Source organism: Streptomyces sp. NBC_01255 (genome assembly GCF_036226445.1).
Taxonomy (GTDB): domain Bacteria; phylum Actinomycetota; class Actinomycetes; order Streptomycetales; family Streptomycetaceae; genus Streptomyces.
Genome location: NZ_CP108474.1, coordinates 4,205,170 through 4,224,669 on the forward strand (window position 1 = coordinate 4,205,170; position 19,500 = coordinate 4,224,669).

22 protein-coding genes and 1 tRNA gene are annotated in these 19,500 nt (G+C 71.5%); 14 read left to right on the forward strand and 9 right to left on the reverse strand.

The genetic code is table 11. The annotated features are described in order from the left end of the window. The first annotated feature begins 79 nt into the window (after positions 1-79). Positions 80-709 carry a LytR C-terminal domain-containing protein gene (locus OG357_RS18665; RefSeq protein ID WP_329622233.1) on the forward strand — a complete coding sequence of 210 codons (630 nt, stop codon included), beginning with the start codon at positions 80-82 and terminating at the stop codon, positions 707-709. 64 nt (positions 710-773) lie between these two features. Here OG357_RS18665 and upp read toward each other — a convergent pair whose 3' ends face one another. Then, a complete protein-coding gene (upp, locus tag OG357_RS18670) occupies positions 774-1,409 on the reverse strand; it encodes a uracil phosphoribosyltransferase (RefSeq protein WP_317597387.1) in 636 nt (211 codons plus the stop codon). A gap of 92 nt (positions 1,410-1,501) precedes the next feature. On the opposite strand from upp, the gene OG357_RS18675 reads away from it, so the two are divergent. The 4 genes from OG357_RS18675 (at position 1,502) to OG357_RS18690 (ending at position 3,185) form a co-directional block, all read left to right on the forward strand. After that, the gene (locus tag OG357_RS18675; protein ID WP_317597386.1) at positions 1,502-1,711 is read left to right on the forward strand and encodes a hypothetical protein; all 210 of its coding nucleotides are present in this window, start codon (positions 1,502-1,504) and stop codon (positions 1,709-1,711) included. 204 nt (positions 1,712-1,915) lie between these two features. Continuing rightward, a complete protein-coding gene (locus OG357_RS18680) occupies positions 1,916-2,455 on the forward strand; it encodes a tRNA adenosine deaminase-associated protein (protein ID WP_329622234.1) in 540 nt (179 codons plus the stop codon). A 149-nt stretch (positions 2,456-2,604) separates the two neighbouring features. Beyond that, positions 2,605-3,033, forward strand: a complete 429-nt coding sequence (gene tadA / locus OG357_RS18685; protein ID WP_317597384.1) for a tRNA adenosine(34) deaminase TadA — start codon at positions 2,605-2,607, stop codon at positions 3,031-3,033. Positions 3,034-3,100: 67 nt separating this feature from the next. Beyond that, positions 3,101-3,185: transfer RNA gene (locus tag OG357_RS18690), tRNA-Ser, on the forward strand. A gap of 63 nt (positions 3,186-3,248) precedes the next feature. On the opposite strand, the gene OG357_RS18695 is transcribed toward OG357_RS18690, so the two are convergent. Both OG357_RS18695 and OG357_RS18700 read right to left on the reverse strand, forming a co-directional pair. Beyond that, positions 3,249-3,695 (reverse strand): nuclear transport factor 2 family protein, encoded by a 447-nt coding sequence (locus OG357_RS18695; RefSeq protein ID WP_329622235.1) that lies wholly within the window; start codon positions 3,693-3,695, stop codon positions 3,249-3,251. Positions 3,696-3,732: 37 nt separating this feature from the next. Continuing rightward, a complete protein-coding gene (locus OG357_RS18700; RefSeq protein ID WP_329622236.1) occupies positions 3,733-4,725 on the reverse strand; it encodes a quinone oxidoreductase family protein in 993 nt (330 codons plus the stop codon). A 103-nt stretch (positions 4,726-4,828) separates the two neighbouring features. Here OG357_RS18700 and OG357_RS18705 point away from each other — a divergent pair, with 103 nt between their 5' ends. The 6 genes from OG357_RS18705 to OG357_RS18730 all read left to right on the forward strand — a co-directional run bounded on the left by OG357_RS18705 (position 4,829) and on the right by OG357_RS18730 (position 9,253). Further along, on the forward strand, positions 4,829-5,170 hold the full coding sequence (locus tag OG357_RS18705; RefSeq protein WP_329622237.1) for an ArsR/SmtB family transcription factor: 342 nt from the start codon (positions 4,829-4,831) through the stop codon (positions 5,168-5,170). A 413-nt stretch (positions 5,171-5,583) separates the two neighbouring features. Further along, positions 5,584-5,748 carry a hypothetical protein gene (locus OG357_RS18710; protein WP_317597382.1) on the forward strand — a complete coding sequence of 55 codons (165 nt, stop codon included), beginning with the start codon at positions 5,584-5,586 and terminating at the stop codon, positions 5,746-5,748. A 9-nt stretch (positions 5,749-5,757) separates the two neighbouring features. Beyond that, a complete protein-coding gene (locus OG357_RS18715; protein ID WP_329622238.1) occupies positions 5,758-6,051 on the forward strand; it encodes a Dabb family protein in 294 nt (97 codons plus the stop codon). Positions 6,052-6,273: 222 nt separating this feature from the next. After that, on the forward strand, positions 6,274-7,119 hold the full coding sequence (locus OG357_RS18720) for an RNA polymerase sigma factor SigF (protein ID WP_055646141.1): 846 nt from the start codon (positions 6,274-6,276) through the stop codon (positions 7,117-7,119). A 235-nt stretch (positions 7,120-7,354) separates the two neighbouring features. Further along, positions 7,355-8,320, forward strand: a complete 966-nt coding sequence (locus OG357_RS18725) for an RNA polymerase sigma factor SigF (protein WP_329622239.1) — start codon at positions 7,355-7,357, stop codon at positions 8,318-8,320. 444 nt (positions 8,321-8,764) lie between these two features. Next, a complete protein-coding gene (locus tag OG357_RS18730; protein ID WP_329622240.1) occupies positions 8,765-9,253 on the forward strand; it encodes a hypothetical protein in 489 nt (162 codons plus the stop codon). Here OG357_RS18730 and OG357_RS18735 read toward each other — a convergent pair. Further along, positions 9,240-10,193, reverse strand: coding sequence for an oxidoreductase (locus tag OG357_RS18735; protein ID WP_329622241.1), 954 nt, complete (start codon positions 10,191-10,193; stop codon positions 9,240-9,242). The genes OG357_RS18730 and OG357_RS18735 overlap by 14 nt on opposite strands. A 90-nt stretch (positions 10,194-10,283) precedes the next feature. On the opposite strand from OG357_RS18735, the gene OG357_RS18740 reads away from it, so the two are divergent. Beyond that, on the forward strand, positions 10,284-10,895 hold the full coding sequence (locus OG357_RS18740) for a TetR family transcriptional regulator (protein WP_329625622.1): 612 nt from the start codon (positions 10,284-10,286) through the stop codon (positions 10,893-10,895). 87 nt (positions 10,896-10,982) lie between these two features. On the opposite strand, the gene OG357_RS18745 is transcribed toward OG357_RS18740, so the two are convergent. Further along, positions 10,983-11,231, reverse strand: coding sequence for a hypothetical protein (locus OG357_RS18745; protein WP_329622242.1), 249 nt, complete (start codon positions 11,229-11,231; stop codon positions 10,983-10,985). A gap of 218 nt (positions 11,232-11,449) precedes the next feature. Here OG357_RS18745 and OG357_RS18750 point away from each other — a divergent pair, with 218 nt between their 5' ends. Both OG357_RS18750 and OG357_RS18755 read left to right on the forward strand, forming a co-directional pair. Beyond that, the gene (locus OG357_RS18750; RefSeq protein WP_329625623.1) at positions 11,450-11,893 is read left to right on the forward strand and encodes a MarR family winged helix-turn-helix transcriptional regulator; all 444 of its coding nucleotides are present in this window, start codon (positions 11,450-11,452) and stop codon (positions 11,891-11,893) included. Positions 11,894-11,908: 15 nt separating this feature from the next. Beyond that, complete coding sequence (locus tag OG357_RS18755) at positions 11,909-13,510, forward strand: MDR family MFS transporter (protein ID WP_329622243.1); 1,602 nt, start codon at positions 11,909-11,911, stop codon at positions 13,508-13,510. A gap of 81 nt (positions 13,511-13,591) precedes the next feature. Here the strand turns inward: OG357_RS18755 and OG357_RS18760 are convergent, their stop codons facing one another. The 4 genes from OG357_RS18760 to OG357_RS18775 form a co-directional block, all read right to left on the reverse strand. Then, positions 13,592-14,362 carry a TetR/AcrR family transcriptional regulator gene (locus tag OG357_RS18760; protein ID WP_329622244.1) on the reverse strand — a complete coding sequence of 257 codons (771 nt, stop codon included), beginning with the start codon at positions 14,360-14,362 and terminating at the stop codon, positions 13,592-13,594. Between the two features lie 35 nt (positions 14,363-14,397). Then, a complete protein-coding gene (locus tag OG357_RS18765; RefSeq protein WP_329622245.1) occupies positions 14,398-15,936 on the reverse strand; it encodes an MFS transporter in 1,539 nt (512 codons plus the stop codon). Between the two features lie 75 nt (positions 15,937-16,011). After that, entirely contained in the window at positions 16,012-18,210 is a 2,199-nt protein-coding gene (locus OG357_RS18770) for an ArnT family glycosyltransferase (RefSeq protein ID WP_329622246.1), read from the reverse strand. Then, a complete protein-coding gene (locus OG357_RS18775; RefSeq protein ID WP_329622247.1) occupies positions 18,207-19,499 on the reverse strand; it encodes a bifunctional glycosyltransferase family 2/GtrA family protein in 1,293 nt (430 codons plus the stop codon). The genes OG357_RS18770 and OG357_RS18775 overlap by 4 nt, the downstream gene beginning before the upstream one ends. Between the last annotated feature and the right edge of the window lies 1 nt (position 19,500).

Below are 19,500 nucleotides of genomic sequence, written 5' to 3' on the forward strand. Positions count from 1 at the left end.
GGGTCAGTTCGCCCCCATCCGGACGCGATCACATGATCATCAAGTAGGCATCGCCGACGGGCGGTATTACGCTGCGTTCATGAGCATGCTCACACCCCCCGGAATGGGCGGAAAGTACCGCATCACGGGGGATGTCTACCCGCGCATGCGCCGCCCCCACCGCCGGCGCCGGATCATCCTCGCGGCCGCGGCCTCCGTGGTCGTGCTCGGCGCGGCCGGCTGGGGCACGCTCCAGCTCGTCGACGTCTTCTCCGGCGACGAGGGCACGAAGACGACCGCCGGGAAGCAGACCGACTGCAAACCCGTGGCCAAGGCGACGACCCCGCCCGTGGCCGCCCTCCCGAAGCCCGGCCAGATCACGGTCAACGTCTACAACGCGACCCCGCGCAGCGGGCTCGCCAAGACGACCGCGGACGAGCTCAAGAAGCGCGGCTTCAAGATCGGCAAGGTGGGGAACGCTCCCGCCGCCTTCGACAAGAAGGTCCCCGGCGCGGGGCTGCTGCTCGGCCCGCCCGCGGCCACGAAGGGCGCCTTCCCGGTCCTCGGCACCCAGCTCAAGGGCGCCACGACCAAGACGGACACCCGGGGCACGACGGACGTGGACCTGATCATCGGGACCGCGTTCAAGACGCTGTCCCCGAAGGCGACGGCGGACGCGGCCCTGGTCGCCCTGACCAAGCCCGCGCCCGTACCGACCGGAAAGTGCTGAGGTACTCCTGAGGAGCTACTCGGCAGAGCCGGCTGCGTCCTATTCGGCGGAGCCGGCTGGGTAATTACTCGGCAGAGCCGTACATGCGGTCGCCCGCGTCGCCCAGGCCCGGGACGATGTAGCCGTTCTCGTTGAGCCGCTCGTCGACCGAGGCCGTCACGACGGTCACCGGCGTGCCCGCGAGCTCGCGCTCCATGATCTCGACGCCCTCCGGGGCGGCGAGGAGCACGACCGCGGTCACGTCGTCGGCGCCGCGCTTGATCAGCTCGCGGATCGCCGCGACCAGCGTGCCGCCGGTCGCCAGCATCGGGTCCAGGACGTACACCTGGCGGCCCGAGAGGTCCTCCGGCATCCGCGTGGCGTAGGTCGACGCCTCCAGCGTCTCCTCGTTGCGGATCATGCCCAGGAAGCCGACCTCGGCCGTCGGGAGCAGACGGACCATGCCGTCGAGCATGCCGAGCCCGGCACGCAGGATCGGGACCACCAGCGGACGCGGGTACGAGAGCTTCACACCGGTCGTGGGAGTGACGGGGGTCTCGATGTCGACCTGCTCGGTCCGCACGTCCCTGGTGGCCTCGTAGGCGAGCAGGGTGACCAGCTCGTCGGAGAGACGACGGAAGGTCGCGGAGTCCGTGCGCTTGTCGCGCAGGGTGGTGAGCTTGTGGGCGACCAGAGGGTGGTCGACGACGTGGAGACGCATGACTCAACAGTAGCCCGCCGCGCACTGGCGTCGACCCACGCCGCTGGGGGAAGGTGGGGGCACAGGGACCCAGCGATGGGGTGGTGTGGCCGATGCCCGACCTGGAAGAACCGGCCGAGGAAGCCGCCGAGGGGGCGGCCGACCAGCCGGCACCGGAGACCGACGCGCAGCGCCGCAGGCGCCGCGCCCAGTTCCTCCGCGAGCTGAACGAGGCGAAGGCGCTGCGCGAGCGCGTACAGCCGCGGCGCGCCCGGGCCGCACGGATGCGCCAGGCCATGCGTATGCGGACCTTCCGCTGGTGAGAACACCCGGCGCGGCCCGCCGTGCGCCCCCTGTGTGCGCCGGGGTCGCACGCCCGCCCGATGGCGGTGCCCTTCAGACTGATGCACGACGCAAGAGCCGAAGACCTCTCCTGAGCGCCCTGTTTCTGTCACGATGCCGATTGGGCGGGGCATCGGAAGCGCGCCGCCGGAACGTCACACCTCTGATCAGTGGGAGAGAGTCAGGTGTACATCGCCGCACTGCTCGCGCGCACCGAAGACGGGTGGGAAGCGAGCGACACGGAGCTCGACGACGTGGAGACCCTGTCGGATCTGGCCGAGCTCGCCCGTGAGGCCTCGGACGACGACACGGTGATCGTCTACATCGAGCAGGAGGACGCGTGGTTCGGGATCGTCCGGATCGAGGGTGAGGAAGACCCTCGGATCTACGTCTCGGACGGCGCCGCCGCCGCCCGTTCCTCGTACGGGGAGATCCTCACCCGGGAGATCCTCGGCGACGACCTCGACGCCGAGCTCGACGAGCTGGAGTCGCTGGACCTGGACGGCACGGAGGACGGGGAGCCCCTCGTCGACGATGCCGACGATGACGACGACGAGCGGGCCGGCGCGGCCGCGGAGGCCGTGCCGTCCGCTCCCGTGGGCGACGCGCTGGTCCTCGCGGACCTCGGCCTCTCGGAGCGGGAGCTCCGGGGGCTCGACAGCGACGCGCTCGCGGTGATCGCGGACGCGCTGGGCGCCGCGGAGGTCCTGGAGGCCGTCCGCTAGTGACCCACGCCGTACCTGTCCCCGACCCCGGCGCCGGCCCCGTACCGACGCCGGGTGCCGACCCCGTATCGACGCCGGGTGCCGATCCCGTATCGACGCCCGTCGCCGACCCCGTACGGGACCCCGTAAGGGACCCCTGGCGGGACGCCATGCGGCTCGCTCTCGCCGAGGCCGACGCGGCCGCGCCCGCCGGTGACGTACCGGTCGGCGCGGTCGTGCTCGGCCCGGACGGCACGGTCCTCGCCCGCGCGCACAACGAACGGGAGGCGGCCGGCGACCCGACCGCCCACGCCGAGGTCCTCGCCCTGCGGCGGGCGGCCGCGGCGACCGGGGAGTGGCGCCTGACGGGGTGCACGCTCGTCGTCACCCTGGAGCCGTGCGTGATGTGCGCGGGCGCCCTCGTCCAGTCGCGGGTCGAGCGGGTGGTGTTCGGCGCGCTCGACGAGAAGGCGGGCGCGGCGGGCTCGCTCTGGGACCTCGTACGGGACCGGCGGCTCAACCACCGCCCCGAGGTGATCCACGGCGTGCTCGGCGAGGAGTGCGCGGAGCAGCTGACGGCCTTCTTCCGCACCCGCTGACACCCCTCCTGACCTCGCCGGGGATACGGATTTCATCGCAGCGCCAGTTTCGGCTAAGCTCTCTCTCGGTAGCGTGTCCGAGCGGCCGAAGGAGCTCGCCTCGAAAGCGAGTGTGGCGCAAGTCACCGAGGGTTCAAATCCCTCCGCTACCGCTCTTGGGAACCGCCCCTGACCTGTGAAGAACAGGTCAGGGGCGGTTTCATTTTGACGCGACGTCAGTGGGTCGGGTCCGGAGCGAATGCCTGGGCGACGGCGAGGCTGTCCTCGTAGACGTGGTGGCGGGTGACCAGGCCGTCCTCGACGGTGAGGTGCAGGGCGAAGCGGGCGCGGTACGGGCGTCCGGTGGTGCGGGCCGTCTGGCGGATCTCGCCGAGGACGATCGCGTCGTCGCCGTCGACGAGGATGCGTTCGATCCGGGTGTCGGCGGCGCCGGGGACGTGGTGCTCGGCGATCTCGCGGTAGTGGGCGGCCGCGTCGGCGCGCGAGGACCGGTGGCGGATCCACGGCGTGGCGGGTCGTCCGTGTTCGGCCTCCGGCCAGTCCAGCTTCCAGTCGCCGTGCTCCGCGTAGAGCTCGGCGATCTTCTCGGGATCGCCCTCCCCGATGCGGCGCAGCAGATCCTCCAGGACGGCACGGGTGGTCGCGGGCGCGGGTGTGGTCATCGTCTTCTCCTCGTGTGCACGGGTCCGGGGGTGGGGCTCAGGCACGGGCCGGGTGCTCGGCGATCCTGAGCAGGAGCTTTCCGGTGCTCGCCCGTGAGGCCATCAGCCGGTGCGCCTCGGCCGCCTCGGAGAGGGCGAACTCGGCGGTGACGGGCAGGGTGACCGTGCCGTCGGCGACCTTCGCGAACGCCCGCTCGGAGAGGGAGCGCAGGGCTTCGGGGGCGGTGCCGGCGAGCGCCAGGATCGAGAAGCCGCCGACCGAGATCCCTGCGGGGTAGAGCTCGGGCTGGCCCACGCTCCAGGGAGCGGCCGCGCCGGCGTTGCCGAAGGAGACCAAGCGGCCGAAGAGGGCGAGGGATGCCAGGGAAACCTTCAGGGTCGAGCCGCCGACGGGGTCGAGGGCGACGTCGACGCCGCGGCCGCCGGTCGCGGTGCGGACGCCGTCCTGGAAGTCGTCGCCGAGGAAGACGTCGTCGTAGCCGTGGGCGAGGGCGTGTGCGGCCTTGGCCCGCGACGACACGACGCCGTACACCGCGCTCATGCCCGCGTCCTTCGCCAACTGGCCCACCACGGTGCCGATTCCGCCGGCCGCGCCGTGGACGAGGAGTGTCTCGCCCGGCCGGACCCTGGCCACCTCGTGGAGCAGGGCGTAGGCCGTCGGGAGCACGGTGGGCAGGGTCGCGCCCGTGCGGAGGTCGACTCCGGACGGCAGGGGGAGGACGGTGGCCGCGTCGGTCACGACGACCTCCGCGTAGGCGCCGCCGTCGGTCAGCGCGGTCACCTCCTGGCCGACGGCGAGGCCGACGACGTCCGGGCCGAGCGCCCGCACACGGCCGGAGACCTCCAGACCGGGGCGGAAGGGCAGGGCCGGCACGCGGTAGCCCTCGGCCCGCGCCTTCAGGTCGGCGAAGTTCACGCCGGCGTAGGAGACGTCGATGCTCACCTGGCCAGGGCCGGGTGCGGGAACGTCGGTCTCCACCACCTTGAGGACTTCGGGACCGCCGTACTCACCCAGTTCGATCGCGCGCATGCGTCACACCTCCCGCTCGACTGTTCAATGAAAAGCGAACACTCGGGACTGTATGATCTCCATCGAACACTCCGCAAGTCTCCTTTCCCCGACGGAGGGCACCATGAGCGCGAGCAGCCACCGGACCGCCCCCCAGCACACGCACCCCGACGACGTTCCCCTGCTGACGGCCCTCGCCGCCCTCGCCGACCCCGTGCGCCTCACCCTCGTACGGGAGCTGGCCGGCTCCACCGACTGGGCGCGCACGTGCAGCAGCTTCGACGTACCCGTGGGCAAAGCGGCCCTCAGCCACCACTTCGCGGTGCTGCGCGCGGCCGGACTCGTCGAGAGCCGGGACGAGGGGCCTCGCCGGGTCAACCGCCTGCGCCGCACCGAGTTCGACCACCGGTTCCCCGGCCTTCTCGCCCTCGCCCTCCGCCTCGAAGACCCTCTCCCCCGGCGCTGACGGGAGCCGGTCGCCACGTCGCACGGGAACGGCGTACGGGAACGGCGCAAGGGAACGGCGTACGGCAAAGGCGCACGGGAAAGGCCCCGGTCCGCGCTCGGGGCGCGGGCCGGGGCCTTCTCCGTAGGACGGGGGGAACGGCATCGGGGGGACAAGCCGTTCCCCCCGATGAGAACCGGACCAACAAGTCCTGCGCCGCAGTCAGGGGGGAAGCTGGCGGCGCGGACCCCGCAGTGCGGGCCGGTTCCGGAAGCCCTTCGGATTCCTGCCAGATCCTCCGGGCTCGACATCCATACTGCTCGCCCGTCACTCTTCCGGGGGGCGGCGAAAGGCCTCGATCTCCGGGTCCTTGGTCCATAAAGGCTCGGTTAGAGTGGCGCGATCGTACGGCGGGGACAGGGGAGGGCTGAGCAATGGGGCAAGCGAGGAAGATCGCGCTGTACGCGGTCGCGGTCTTTGTGCTGTACACGATCATCAACTCCCCCGAGCGGGCGGCCGATCTCGTGGGAGTAGGGTTCGAAGGCATTGCCAGCGCTGCCCAGGGCGTCGGCGAGTTCATGACCGAACTCATCAACTAGGAGCCCTTCGTGATCCGCCATCTGGTCCTCTTCAAGCTCAACGAGGGCGTCAAGCGCGACGAGCCCCGTGTCGTCGCCGGTGTCGAGGCGTTCCGCGCGCTCGGCGAGCAGATCCCCGAGCTGAGGTTCTGGGAGTGCGACTGGAACATCACCGACCGGCCGATCGCGTACGACTTCGCCATCAATTCGGCCGTCGAGGACACGGACGCCCTCCAGCGCTACCTGGAGCACCCCGCACACCAGGCGGGTGTCGCCCAGTGGCGCGAGTTCGCCACCTGGGTGATCGCCGACTACGCCTTCTAGCCACACCCGGAGCATTCGCGCCGCCGAGGCCCCCCGCCGTCATGGTGGGGGGCCTCGTGCGGTTCTGGCCTCCCCTTTTGCTCCACCATGCCCTCAACACGTAGCTATACGGTGCTTGCACACAGTGGACATGTCTTGTGATGCTATGACCGCTTTTGACGGATGAGTTGACCGTAGTTGACCCAGTCGACCAGCAAGACCAGCCAAAGGGGTGGCGTGAACGTGCCGGCCAGTACAGCGCCTCAGGTCCCGCCCCAGCACGAGGCAGGTGGGGCGGAGACCCCGCGCCCCCGCCCCCAGAGCACCCGCGGCGCCGACACCCGCGCCCTCACGCAGGTGCTCTTCGGGCAGCTCAAGCACCTGGAACCGGGCACTCCGGAGCACCACCGGGTGCGCGGGGCCCTCATCGAGGCCAACCTGCCGCTCGTGCGGTACGCGGCGGCCCGCTTCCGCTCCCGCAACGAGCCGATGGAGGACGTCGTCCAGGTCGGCACCATCGGCCTGATCAACGCCATCGACCGCTTCGACCCCGACCGGGGCGTGCAGTTCCCGACCTTCGCCATGCCCACGGTCGTCGGCGAGATCAAGCGGTACTTCCGCGACAACGTCCGGACCGTGCACGTGCCGCGCAGGCTGCACGAGCTGTGGGTCCAGGTGAACGGCGCCACGGAGGACCTGACGACCGCCCACGGCCGCTCCCCCACGACCGCGGAGATCGCCGAGCGGCTGCGGATCGGCGAGGACGAGGTGCTCGCCTGCATCGAGGCCGGGCGCTCGTACCACGCGACCTCCCTGGAGGCGGCGCAGGAGGGCGACGGGCTGCCCGGGCTGCTCGACCGGCTCGGCTACGAGGACCCCGCGCTCGCCGGCGTCGAGCACCGCGACCTCGTCCGGCACCTGCTCGTCCAGCTGCCCGAGCGCGAGCAGCGGATCCTGATGCTGCGCTACTACAGCAATTTGACCCAGTCTCAGATCAGTCAGGAACTCGGCGTCTCGCAGATGCACGTGTCAAGGCTCCTCGCCCGGAGCTTCGCGCGTTTGAGATCCGCAAACAGAATCGAGGCGTAACCGGAACGGGTAGACCGGTTCGGAGCAGTTCTACGGCGCCCCAAATGCCGTACACCCCTTGTTTCCTGCGGAAATGCACCGTCTGCTTGTCGACAAGTCACTACAGCGTGTTGCCGACATGTGACATTCTGCTGGAACCGAGTTTGCCGCAGCCCCGCCGCCGGTATTCAGGTGGAGGCTGCGTTCCTCAGATGGTCGCGGCCACCGCGACCGTCCGCGACCTCAAGGGGGTGGCATGTCCACAGAACTGGGCAGCTCGAAGGTGCTCACGCTCACGCCCGTTCCCGTGCCCACGCAGACGACGGCTCCGACCGCGGCCGAAAGCTCCGCAGGGAGCTCCGCGGCGAGCTCCGCGGAAACCGCCGTCGTGAGCGTCGTCGACACCGTGGAGAGCACGGCTCCGCCGCTGCCCGCCACGCCCGGCGCCCTCGACACCCGCACCCTCTCGCGCTCCCTGTTCCTGCGGCTCCGCGCCCTCACCGACGAAGGCGCCGCCCCCGACAGCCCGGAGCGGACCTACGTCCGCGACACCCTCATCGAGCTCAACCTCCCCCTCGTGCGGTACGCGGCGGCCCGCTTCCGCTCCCGCAACGAGCCGATGGAGGACATCGTCCAGGTCGGCACCATCGGCCTGATCAAGGCGATCGACCGCTTCGACTGCGAACGGGGCGTGGAGTTCCCGACGTTCGCCATGCCCACGGTCGTCGGCGAGATCAAGCGCTTCTTCCGCGACACGTCCTGGTCGGTGCGGGTGCCGCGCCGGCTCCAGGAGCTGCGGCTCGCCCTCACCAAGGCCAGCGACGAGCTCGCGCAGAAGCTCGACCGCTCCCCCACCGTCCCCGAACTCGCCGCCGTCCTCGGGGTGTCGGAGGAGGACGTCGTCGACGGCCTCGCCGTGGGCAACGCGTACACCGCCTCCTCGCTCGACTCCCCCTCGCCCGAGGACGACGGCGGCGAGGGCTCCCTCGCCGACCGCCTCGGCTACGAGGACACCGCGCTCGAAGGCGTCGAGTACCGGGAGTCGCTCAAGCCCCTGCTCGCCAAACTGCCGCCCAGGGAGCGGCAGATCATCATGCTGCGCTTCTTCGCCAACATGACCCAGTCGCAGATCGGCGAAGAGGTCGGCATCTCCCAGATGCACGTCTCGCGGCTGCTCACCCGCACCCTCGCCCAGCTGCGCGAAGGCCTCATCTCCGACTGACCGAACGGGCGGACTTCTCGAAAACCACGCCTTGCTGACGATCCGTCAGCCAGACTGTGGTCCATGAGGCGAAGGAAGCCGGGACTCGTGGCGGTGGCGCTCTGCCTCGGCGGGGCGCTGACCGCCTGTGGCGGCGGAGGAGACGACGAGGGGTACGCGGCGGTCGGCGCCGGCCCCTTCCCGAGGGGCGCGGTCGCCCCCTCGGGTGCGGTCACGCTGGTCCCCCTGGACAGCCCCACCGCGAGCGGGACAACGTCCAGTACGTCGTCCCCGGCGCCTGCGCCGTCGTCGCCGTGGTCATCGCCGCCATCGTCATCGTCGTCGTCGCCTTCGTCGTCATCGTCGGATGCGGCGGGTGGGAGCGCGGCGCCCTCCTCCGGCCCCGGGACCTCCGGTACGTCCGGCGGCTCGGGCTCTTCCGGTACGGAGTCGGGTACGGCTCCGGTGACCTCCGCGCCCGGCGGCTCCACCACCTCCGGTACGGCTCCTGGTACCGGCGGCGGCACCCCGCCCCGTACCCCCTCCAGCACTCCCGGGACCACGCCCGCGCCCGGCACCAGTGGCCCCGGCCCCTCCACGGCCCCGCCCACAACCCCCGGCCGCCCTTCGCCGTCCCCCACGCCCCCGCCCGCCCTGCTCACCGTCTCCGCGCCCGCCCTCGCGGACGCCGACCGGCGCTGGTGCGAGCAGGTGACCGTCACCTTCCGGAACACCGGTGGCACGGCGGCCCGTTCGGGCACGGTCACCTTCGCCACGCACGTCATCGGGGCCCTCGGCGTCGACTGGGCGACGGTCACCTCCAGCCAGGCCCTGCCCGCGCCGATCGCCGCCGGGACGGCGCGGACGCAGACGTACCGCGTGTGCGTGGACTCCTGGCGGGTGCCGCTGGGGATGCGGATCGACACCCAGCAGGTCACCGTCAGCTGGCAGTGACCGGGAAGCGCACCCCGGTCAGGCCCTCCGACACCTCCCACAGCCGGCGCCCCGTGCCGGCGTCGGCCGCCGCGTCCGAGAGACGCACGCGGGCCGGCGCGCCCCGCAGCTCGGCCGGACCGTCCGGGCCGATGAACTCGCCGCCCGTCACGTCCGGGGCGGTCGCCGCGTACAGCTGGGGCAGCGCGCCCCGCTCCGGGGGCTGGGCGAGCAACGGGTTGCCGATGCGCCCGAAGACCAGCCGCGTCAGACCGCGTGTGTCCCGGGTCTGGAGGCTCGTCGCGGAATAGCCGGGGTGGGCGAGCACGCTGCGGACCGGGCTCCCGGTCTCGGTCAGGCGGCGGTGGAGCTCCCGGCCGAAGACGGCGTTGGCGAACTTCGACTGGTTGTAAAAGGCCATGGGCGCGTAGCCGCGCTCGCCGCCGAGGTCGTCGAAACGAAGGCTGCCCTGCCGGTGGTTGATCGAGCTGACGGTGACCACGCGGGGGTCCCGTCCGGCGGCGAGCAGGTCGAGGAGCAGCCCGGTGAGCGCGAAGTGGCCGAGGTGGTTGGTGGCGAACTGGAGCTCGTGGCCCTGGGCGCTCAGGGTGCGGGGCGGTGCCATCACGCCCGCGTTGTTGACGAGCACGTCGAGGTGGCGGTGCTCCTCGCGGAGGCGGGCGGCGAAGGCGCGTACCGAGTCGAGGTCGGCGAGGTCGAGCCGCCGTACGTCGAGCAGACGGGCGTCCAGGGGGAGGGCTCCTGACCCCGCTGCCATCAGGCCCTCGACGACCTCGCGGCCCTTCACCTCGTCCCGTACGGCGAGGATCACGCGCCCGCCCCGGTGGGCCAGCGCCCGGGTCGTCGCGAGGCCGAGGCCACTGGTGGCTCCGGTGACGACGAAGACCCTTCCGGTCTGGTCCGGGATCCGGTCGGCGGTCCAGCTCTGCTTCTTGGTCATGCGACACACGCTGCCGCTAGTGTCACCGAGTGTCAAGCATGCGCCCTGGTGTCATTGAGGGCACCGCGTTACCATCTCCCCGTGAGCCCTGTGAGCACCCGCCCCGACGTCACCCTGGCCCAGCGCAAACGACAGCTCGTCGCGACCGAGCTGACCGAGGCGGCGCTCCAGCTGCTCGCCCTCAGAGGCTTCGACGCGGTCACGGTCGACGAGATCGCGACCACCGCGGGCGTCTCCAAGCGCACGTTCTTCCGGTACTTCGCGTCGAAGGAGGACGTGGTCGTCCAGTTCCTGGCCGACATGGGCGCCGACATGCGCGCGGGACTCGCCGCCCGGCCCGCCGGGGAGCGCCCCTCCGAGGCGCTGCTGCACGCCGTCTCCGTACCCCTGTCCCTCTGCGGCGACCACGCCGAACGTGCGCTGCCGGTGGTCAGGCTGATCCTGCGGACGCCCGCGCTGCTCGCCCGATTCCTGGAGCACGAGGCGCGGTGGCGGGAGGAGCTGACGGAGGAGCTCGCGGGGCGCCTGGGGCTCGACCCCGAGGCCGAGCTCTATCCGCGGCTGGCAGCGGGCATGGCCATCGCCGCGTTCGACACGGTGCTGCACCACTGGAGCGGCGACGGGGACACCGAGGACCCGACAGCGCTCATCGGCCGGGCCTTCACGCTGCTCGCGCCCACCCTGGACCGAGAGACACGGTGACAGCATGAGACACGGCGAAAGCAAAGACGGGCCGGGTCCGCGTGATGCGGACCCGGCCCGTCCGGGGTGTGCTGTAGGGACGAGCGGTCAGCCCAGGGCCAGCCAGGCGACGGCCGCCAGGACGGCGATCACCGCGACGACGCCGACGATCAGGCCGACGCGCGGCCCGGCCGGGGCCGCCGCCGGGGCAGCGGCCTGCGGCTGCTGCCGCTGCGGAGCACCCTCGTCGACGAAGGCGCGGAACATCTGCGTGCTGCCGGCGGGGTCGTAGCCCTCGGGGCCCTGCCCCTGGGGTGCCTGGCCCTGGCCGTACGGTGCTTGGGGGTTGTGTGCCATGAGCCAGGACCCTAGCGAAGTGCGGGTGGGGGGCCCAAGCCCGTCACCCTCCTCCGCGGCCTCGACCCCGCCGCGCCCCCGCCCCGGCCGCCCTTTGCCGATTCTTTAGCGCCGTTTGACCGATTTAGTTTGCCTGAAGCAACCATCCATCTCTATCGTTGCCCTAAGCAACAACATCTGTGGAGTGGCCGATGGAACCGACGGACCGGACGGATCCGATGGACAGAGGCAGGCGCTACGAGAACCTCGCCCGCCAGGTGAGCGCGATCGGAGCGGTGAAGCGCGGACTCGCGCGGACCCTGCCTGCCGAGTGCCCCGGCGGGTCCGCCATCGTCCTCGCCCTGCTCCACCACCACGGGGACATGCGGATCGGCCGCGTGTCCGAACTGATGGCCGTCGACATGTCGGTCAGCAGCCGCCACGTGGCCCACACCGTGGACCGCGGCTGGGTCGAGCGACTGCCCGACCCAGCCGACAAGCGCTCCCGCATCCTGCACCTGACCTCCGCGGGCGAGTCCATGCTCGCCGTCCTCGACCGACGGCTGACGGACATGCTCGCCCGCACCCTCGCCGAGTGGTCCGACGACGACGTCGAACTGCTCACCGACCTGCTTGCCCGCCTCCGCGACTCCTTCGGGGACTGCCGGGCCCACCACGCTTGAGAACGAAGGAAGTTGATGGCAACCACCACACCTGCCACCGGTGTGCGCGGCGGGAGCGCCCGGCAAGAGGACACCGCCACCGGCGGCGCCCCGATGACTCACCGGCAGATCATGGAGGCGCTGTCCGGCCTGCTGCTCGGCATGTTCGTCGCCATCCTGTCCTCGACGATCGTCTCCAACGCCCTCCCCCAGATCATCACCGACCTGGGCGGCGGCCAGTCCGCCTACACCTGGGTGGTCACCGCCGCGCTCCTCTCGATGACCGCGACCACCCCGCTCTGGGGCAAGCTCGCGGACCTCTTCTCGAAGAAGCTGCTCGTCCAGATAGCCCTGATCATCTACGTGGCGGGCTCGGTCGTCGCCGGTCTCTCCCAGAGCACCGGCATGCTCATCGCCTGCCGTGTCGTCCAGGGCATCGGCGTCGGTGGTCTGACCGCCCTCTCCCAGATCATCCTGGCCGCGATGATCGCCCCGCGTGAGCGCGGCCGGTACAGCGGCTACCTCGGCGCGACCTTCGCCGTCGCCACCGTCGGCGGCCCGCTGCTGGGCGGCGTCATCACCGACACCGACTGGCTCGGCTGGCGCTGGTGCTTCTACGTCGGCGTGCCCTTCGCGTTCATCGCGCTGGTCGTCCTGCAGAAGACCCTCAAGCTCCCCGTCGTGAAGCGCAAGGTCAAGGTCGACTGGGCGGGCGCCTTCTTCATCAGCGCCGCCGTCTCCCTGCTCCTCATCTGGGTCACCTTCGCGGGCGACAAGTACGACTGGATGTCCTGGCAGACCGCCGCCATGGTGCTCGGTTCGATCGCGCTCGGCGGGATCTTCCTGCTCGTCGAGTCGAAGGCGAGCGAGCCGATCATCCCGCTCCGCCTCTTCCGCAACCGCACGATCACCCTGGCCTCGCTCGCCTCGCTCTTCGTGGGTGTCGCGATGTTCGCCGGCACGGTCTTCTTCAGCCAGTACTTCCAGCTGGCGCGGAACGAGTCGCCGACGATGTCCGGCGTCCTCACCATCCCGATGATCGCGGGCCTGTTCGTCTCGTCCACCGCCTCCGGCATGATCATCACGAAGACCGGCAAGTGGAAGGCGTGGCTGGTCAGCGGCGGCGCCCTGGCCGCCGGCGGGCTCGGGATGCTCGGCACGATCCGCTACGACACGACGTACTGGCACATCGCGATCTTCATGGCGGTCCTCGGCCTCGGCCTCGGCATGATGATGCAGAACCTCGTGCTCTGCACCCAGAACCAGGTGGACCCCGCCGACCTCGGCGCGGCCTCCTCCGTCGTCACCTTCTTCCGCTCCCTCGGCGGTGCGATCGGCGTCTCGGCGCTGGGCGCGGTCATGGCCCACCGGGTCACGGACTACGTCAAGGAGGGCCTGGCCGAGCTCGGCCCGAAGGCCGCGGGTGCCATGGGCCAGGCCGGCTCGGGCGGCGGGATCCCGGACATGGACAAGCTGCCGGGCCCGATCCGTACGGTCATGGAGAGCGCGTACGGACACGGCGTCGGCGACGTCTTCCTCTACTCGGCGCCGTTCGCGCTGCTCGCCTTCGTGGTGACGCTGTTCATCAAGGAAGTCGCCCTGAAGAGCAGCACGGTGACGGCCTCCGAGGAGGGCTAGAAAAGCTCCCGGCCGCGCTTCGAGCGGAGGCGCGGCCGGGTCGGGAACGGAGCGGCGGGCAGGGGACGGCCCGCCGCTCCGTCATTTCCTGGTTTCACGGGAAACCATCGCCTCGATGCCGGCGACCAGGACGTCCAGGGCATAGGCGAAGTCCCGGTCCCACATTTCGGTGACGCTGCCGTGCGCGGCCCGCGCGTCGAGGATCTCCGCCATGGGTTCGATGGCGTCCACGAAGCCCGGATTGTCGCGGAAGGCCTTGACGGACTCCCCGTAGAAGTCGTCCTGCGACATCCCGGCCTCTGCCGCACGTCGCCCGAACTGGGACTCGATCGTTCCGTAGCCGTACACGAACTGGAAGACCGCCGACGTCGCACTGGGCTGACGGTCGATCGGCAGGCCGGTGTCCCCGATCGCCTCCTGGATCTTGGCGCCGACCGCGATCGCGTGCGGGCCGATGTTCAGGTACCGCCCGGCGCTCGGCGACATCCACGGGTGGCGGACCAGCATCCGGCGGTATTCCAGGGCGAGGACCCGGGTAGTGTCCCGCCAGCCGTCGGCGGCGTCGATCGCCGCGAGGTCGAACTCGCCGTAGACGCTGTCCATGGCGAACTCGATGATGTCGTCCTTGGTGTCCACGTACCAGTAGAGGGACATCGCGGTGACCTTCAGCTCGGCCGCGAGCTTGCGCATCGACAGCCCGGCCAGGCCCTCCTCGTCGAGCATCCGGATCGCCGCGTCGACGATCCGGTCCCGGTCGAGCCCGGCCGGACCGCCGCCGCTGCGGGGGGCCCTCTCCTCCAGCCAGACGCTGGAACGCGCCGGGTTCTTGGCCCGTTCGGCTGCCTTGACCATCGCGTTCCTCCGTCTGTCAGCGGTCCGTCACCATGCTAAGCAGCCGTCTCGATCCGTTCCGCCGCCTCGGCCGCCCCCGCGGCCTTGGCCTCCGTCCGCTCGGCCCGCCTGAGGAGGGCCGCGGCGACCAGACCGCCGGCGAAGACGGCGATCGCGCCGACGAGCTGGCTGGTCTGGAGGCCGGAGGCGAAGGCGTCGGAGATCTCCTGGCGCTCGGCCGCGCTGCCCGCGGCGGCGAGCGCGGCCGGGAGCGAGGTCGCGGTGACGGCGACCAGGGCGGCGAAGCGGGCGTTGAGCACGGCTCCGAGGACGGCGACGCCGAGGCCGTTGCCGAACTCGGCGAGGGTGCCGTTGATACCGGCGCCCACGCCCGCCTTCTCCGGCGGGATCGAGCTCATGATCGCGTTGGCCATGGCCGGGGACGAGACGGCGATGCCACCGCCCATCAGGACCAGGCCGAGCAGCATGCCCCAGTAGCTGCCGTCCGTACCGCCGCCGAGCAGCGAGATCGAGGTGAGACCGCCGGCGACCAGGGTCATGCCGAGGACGACGGTGGGCGGGGTGCCGAGCTTCATGACGATCCGCGGGCCGATGCCCGTCAGGTTGAGGGCGACGATCGTCAGCGCGAGCGGCGCCATCCGCAGACCCGCCTCGAGGGGCTCGTACCCGAGCACGAACTGCAGGTGCTGGGTGAGCAGGAAGAGCGAGCCGCCCATGCCGAACACGACGAGGATCGAGCCGCCGATGGCGCCGACGAACTTCTGGTTGCGGAAGAAGTGCATGTCGAGCATCGGGTACGGGGTGTGGAGCTCCCACAGCGCGAAGGCGCCGAGCCCGAGGAGGCCGATGACGGCCGGGACGAGGACCTCGGCGGAAAGCCAGCCGTGCTCGGGGCCGGTGATGATCGCGTACACGACGGCCGTCATGCCGATCGTGGAGAGCAGTGCGCCGAGCAGGTCGGGGCGGTCGCCCTGCGGGTTCTTGGACTCGGGGACCAGCTTGAGGACGGCGACGAGCGCGAGGACCGCGACCGGGATGTTGATGAGGAAGATCATTCCCCACCAGAAGTGGTTGAGGATCACGCCGCCGATCAGCGGCCCGCCGGCGAAGCCGAGCGAGGCGACCGTGGACCAGAGCGCGATGGCCTTGACCCGCTCGGAGTCGTCGAAGATCTGCATGACGACGGCGAGGGTGGTGGTCATGAGGAGCGCGCCGCCGACGCCCATGCCCGCACGGGCGGCGATGAGCTGCGTGGTGGAGTCGGCGAGGCCGGCGGCGAGCGAGCCGAGGCCGAAGAGCGCGAGGCCGGCGGCGAGGAGCTTCTTGCGGCCGTAGCGGTCGGCGGCGTTGCCCGCGCTCAGCAGGAGGCCGGACTGGACGAGCGAGTACGCGTTGATCATCCACTGGATGTCGGTGGTGGTCGCGTCGAGTTCGGAGGTCAGCGAGGGGATGGCGACGCTGAGCACGGTGTTGTCGAGCAGCACGGTGAGCTGGGCGAGGCAGATGACGCCGAGGATCAGCCAGCGCTGCGGGTGGCCGCCGGTGGGCTTGGCCGGGGCAGTCGACGCCGTCATGGGCAGGACTCCTTGTACGGTGTACGGGACTAGGTCTCGTACACCGCACAAGGAGTCTCGTACGCTGTATAGCGATTACTTCGTCGTGGTCAGGTCGTAGAAGGTGGCGCCGCCGATCGTGACCTTCTCGAACGTCTCCGAAACCCAGGTGGAGATCTCCGAGTTGCCGCCGGGACCGCCGCCGCCCATGCGGCCGCCGCCGTTCTCGCCGGTGGCGCCTTCGCCCGTGCCGCCTTCGCTGCCGCCGATGAAGTAGTGGATCTTCCCCTCGGCGACGTGCTGCTTGAACTGGGCGAGCGTCGGGGACGGGTCGCTGCCGTTGAAGCCGCCGATCGCCATCACGGGCTTCTCGGTGGCGAGCTGGTAGCTGGCCGCGTTCTGGGCGCCGACCGTGGCCGCGACCCAGGTGTACGCGTCGGCGTCCGCGAGGAGCGCGGCCTTCGCCTCCGTACCGACGCTGGCGCCGTTGAGGAGACCGCCCATGCCACCGCCGCCGGGGCCACCTTCACCCCGGGTCATGCCCTGGGGCGGTGTGCCGCCGCCGGGCATCTGGCCCTGGCCACCGGGCATCTGGCCGCCCTGGCCACCCGGCATCTGTCCCTGACCACCCTGCCCACCGGGCATCTGACCTTGCCCCTGACCGTCCGGGCCCTGGCCGCCCTGGCCCTGGCCACCCTGGCCCTGACCGCCTTGGCCCTGGCCTCCCTGCGGCAGCGCCCCCATCTCGAACGACCGCATACCGCCACCGCCCGGGCCCCGACCGCCCATGGCGCCGCCCGACGGACCCGCCGTGACGATCGAGCCCTGGTGCCCGGAGCCCAGCGTCTCCAGGGTGTACGCGAACGGCCCCGCGAGCCCCGCCGCAAGCCCGAGGCCCGCCACCGCGAGCCCGAGCCGGCGGTCGATCCGGCCGGCGAACAGCAGCGCCACCGCGGCCGCCGCGCCCACCACCAGGACCGCCCAGCGCAGCCACGGCAGCCAGTCCGGAGTACGGCCGAGGAGCGTCCAGGCCCACACCGCCGTCACCGCGACCGTCACCGCGAGGGCCGCCGAGGCGAGCCACCGCGTGCGCTCCTCCCAGAGCACCGCCGCACCCATGCCGACGAGCGCCGCGACGTACGGGGCCAGGGCCACCGTGTAGTACTCGTGGAAGATGCCGGCCATGAAGCTGAAGACGGCGAGTGTGATGAGCAGCGAGCCGCCCCACACCAGGAACGCCGAACGTGCCGTGTCCGTCCGGGGCGCCCGCCAGGTGACGACGAGCCCCGCGACGAGCAGGACCAGCGCCGCCGGGAGCAGCCAGGAGATCTGACCGCCGACCGCGTCATTGAACATCCGGCCGATCCCGGTCTCGCCCCAGCCGCCGCCCTGGCCGCCGCCGCGTCCGCCGCCGCCGACGCTGCCGGTCTCGTTGCCGTTGATCCGGCCGAGGCCGTTGTAGCCGAAGGTCAGCTCGAGGAAGCTGTTGTTCTGCGAGCCTCCGACGTACGGGCGGGAGGCCGCGGGCCACAGCTCGACCAGGGCCACCCACCAGCCGGCCGACACGATCATCGCGAGTCCGGCGAGGGCGAGACGGCCGATGCGGCGGCCGATCGCGCCCGGCGCGCACACCCCGTAGACGAGCGCGAGCGGCGGCAGGATCAGGAAGGCCTGGAGGGTCTTCGCGAGGAACGCGAACCCGAAGGCCACCCCGGCCCAGACCAGCCACTTCGCCGCGCCCTGCTCCTGCTCCAGGGCGCGCAGCACGCAGTACACCGCGACCGTCATGAGCAGCGCGAGCAGCGCGTCCGGGTTGTTGAAGCGGAACATCAGCGCGGCGACGGGCGTCAGCGCGAGCACCGCGCCCGCGATGAGACCGGCGCCCGCGCCGAACCGGCGCCGGACGGCCGCGTAGAGCACGGCGACCGTGGCCACGCCCATCAGCACCTCGGGCACGAGGATCTGCCAGGAGCCGAGCCCGAAGAGGCGGACGGAGAGCGCCATCGGCCACAAGGCGGCCGGGGGTTTGTCGACGGTGATGGCGTTGGCCGCGTCGAGGGAGCCGAAGAAGAAGGCCTTCCAGCTCTCGCCGCCCGCCTGGACGGCCGCCGAGTAGAAGGAGTTGGCGTAGCCGGAGGCGCTCAGGTTCCAGAGGTAGAGCGCGGTGGTCACGGCGAGCAGGCCGAGGAAGGCGGGCCGGACCCAGGGGGCGTCCTCGGCGCGCCCGCGCCGGAGCCGGGTGAGCGGGCCGCCGCGGGACGGCGCGGCATGGGCCGCGGTGGACATGGTGGTCATCGGTCGTTCCTTGAGGAGGTCTGCGGGGTGGACCGCTCGGGGAAGACCCAGAGCCGGAAGAGGAGGAAGCGCAGGACGGTCGCGGCGAGGTTGGCGACGATCAGGACGGCGAGCTCCGTGGAGTGCGCCGGATCGCCGGTCGCCGCGCCCAGGGCGGCGAGTGAACCGCTCGTCAGGGCCAGGCCGATGGCGAAGACCACGAGCCCCTGCGCCTGGTGGCGGACGGCCCGGTCCCTGCCCCGTACCCCGAAGGTGAGGCGCCGGTTGGCCGCCGTGTTGGCGACGGCGGAGACGAGCAGCGCGGCTGCGTTGGCGAGCTGTGGGCCGACGCCGAGGCGGAAGGCCGAGTACAGCGCGACGTAGAAGAGCGTGGACAGCGCGCCGACCACGCAGAAGCCGACGAGCTGCCGCGCGAGACCGCCCGGCACTCCGCTGAGGTCGCGGTCCCGGGGGTCGTCGCCGAAGGGCCGGGCCAGCCGGTCGAGGGGCAGCGAGCCGGTCGCCAGGGCCCGGCCGACCCGCCACACGCCCTTGAGGTCGTCGGTGGCCGTCTTCACGATGTGCACGGTCGAGTCGGGGTCGTCGACCCAGTCGACCGGCACCTCGTGGATGCGGAGCCCGGCCCGCTCGGCGAGGACCAGCATCTCGGTGTCGAAGAACCAGCCGGTGTCCTCGACCATCGGGAGGAGCCGCTCGGCGACGTCCCGCCGTATCGCCTTGAACCCGCACTGGGCGTCGGAGAAGCGGGCGGCGAGCGAGCCGCGCAGGATGAGGTTGTAGGCCCGCGAGATGAACTCCCGCTTCGGCCCGCGCACCACCCGCGAGGAGCGGGCGAGACGGGAGCCGATCGCCAGGTCCGAGTGGCCGGAGATGAGCGGCGCGACCAGCGGGAGCAGTGCGTTCAGGTCGGTCGACAGGTCGACGTCCATGTAGGCGAGGACGGGCGCGTCCGAGGCGGACCAGACCGTCCGCAGCGCCCGGCCGCGCCCCTTCTGCTCAAGCCGTACGGAGCGCACCTCGGGCACCTCGTCGGCGAGGGCCGCGGCGACGGCGGGCGTCGTGTCGGTGGAGGCGTTGTCGGCGACGGTGATGCGGAAGCCGTACGGGAAGGTCCGCAGGAGGTGTTCGTGGAGCCGGCGGACGCACGGCTCCAGGTCCTTCTCCTCGTTGTAGACGGGAATCACCACGTCCAGGACGGGCCTTCCGGCGACGCTCACCGGCAGGTGCTCCCGGGCGGGAAGGGCGCCGGGAGTCCCGGACGCGGGGCCCGCGATCGTTGGGGTTCGCATG

Excerpts from the sequence above, each read along its gene's own strand:
- OG357_RS18735 (WP_329622241.1), bottom strand. The coding sequence starts at position 10,193 with ATGACCAAGAAGCAGAGCTGGACCGCCGACCGGATCCCGGACCAGACC.
- OG357_RS18695 (WP_329622235.1), bottom strand. The coding sequence starts at position 3,695 with ATGACCACACCCGCGCCCGCGACCACCCGTGCCGTCCTGGAGGATCTG.
- upp (WP_317597387.1), bottom strand. The coding sequence starts at position 1,409 with ATGCGTCTCCACGTCGTCGACCACCCTCTGGTCGCCCACAAGCTCACC.
- OG357_RS18710 (WP_317597382.1), top strand. The coding sequence starts at position 5,584 with ATGGGGCAAGCGAGGAAGATCGCGCTGTACGCGGTCGCGGTCTTTGTG.
- tadA (WP_317597384.1), top strand. The coding sequence starts at position 2,605 with ATGCGGCTCGCTCTCGCCGAGGCCGACGCGGCCGCGCCCGCCGGTGAC.
- OG357_RS18770 (WP_329622246.1), bottom strand. The coding sequence starts at position 18,210 with ATGACCACCATGTCCACCGCGGCCCATGCCGCGCCGTCCCGCGGCGGC.
- OG357_RS18750 (WP_329625623.1), top strand. The coding sequence starts at position 11,450 with ATGGACAGAGGCAGGCGCTACGAGAACCTCGCCCGCCAGGTGAGCGCG.
- OG357_RS18705 (WP_329622237.1), top strand. The coding sequence starts at position 4,829 with ATGAGCGCGAGCAGCCACCGGACCGCCCCCCAGCACACGCACCCCGAC.
- OG357_RS18775 (WP_329622247.1), bottom strand. The coding sequence starts at position 19,499 with ATGCGAACCCCAACGATCGCGGGCCCCGCGTCCGGGACTCCCGGCGCC.
- OG357_RS18700 (WP_329622236.1), bottom strand. The coding sequence starts at position 4,725 with ATGCGCGCGATCGAACTGGGTGAGTACGGCGGTCCCGAAGTCCTCAAG.
- OG357_RS18755 (WP_329622243.1), top strand. The coding sequence starts at position 11,909 with ATGGCAACCACCACACCTGCCACCGGTGTGCGCGGCGGGAGCGCCCGG.
- OG357_RS18765 (WP_329622245.1), bottom strand. The coding sequence starts at position 15,936 with ATGACGGCGTCGACTGCCCCGGCCAAGCCCACCGGCGGCCACCCGCAG.
- OG357_RS18675 (WP_317597386.1), top strand. The coding sequence starts at position 1,502 with ATGCCCGACCTGGAAGAACCGGCCGAGGAAGCCGCCGAGGGGGCGGCC.
- OG357_RS18725 (WP_329622239.1), top strand. The coding sequence starts at position 7,355 with ATGTCCACAGAACTGGGCAGCTCGAAGGTGCTCACGCTCACGCCCGTT.
- OG357_RS18665 (WP_329622233.1), top strand. The coding sequence starts at position 80 with ATGAGCATGCTCACACCCCCCGGAATGGGCGGAAAGTACCGCATCACG.
- OG357_RS18760 (WP_329622244.1), bottom strand. The coding sequence starts at position 14,362 with ATGGTCAAGGCAGCCGAACGGGCCAAGAACCCGGCGCGTTCCAGCGTC.
- OG357_RS18745 (WP_329622242.1), bottom strand. The coding sequence starts at position 11,231 with ATGGCACACAACCCCCAAGCACCGTACGGCCAGGGCCAGGCACCCCAG.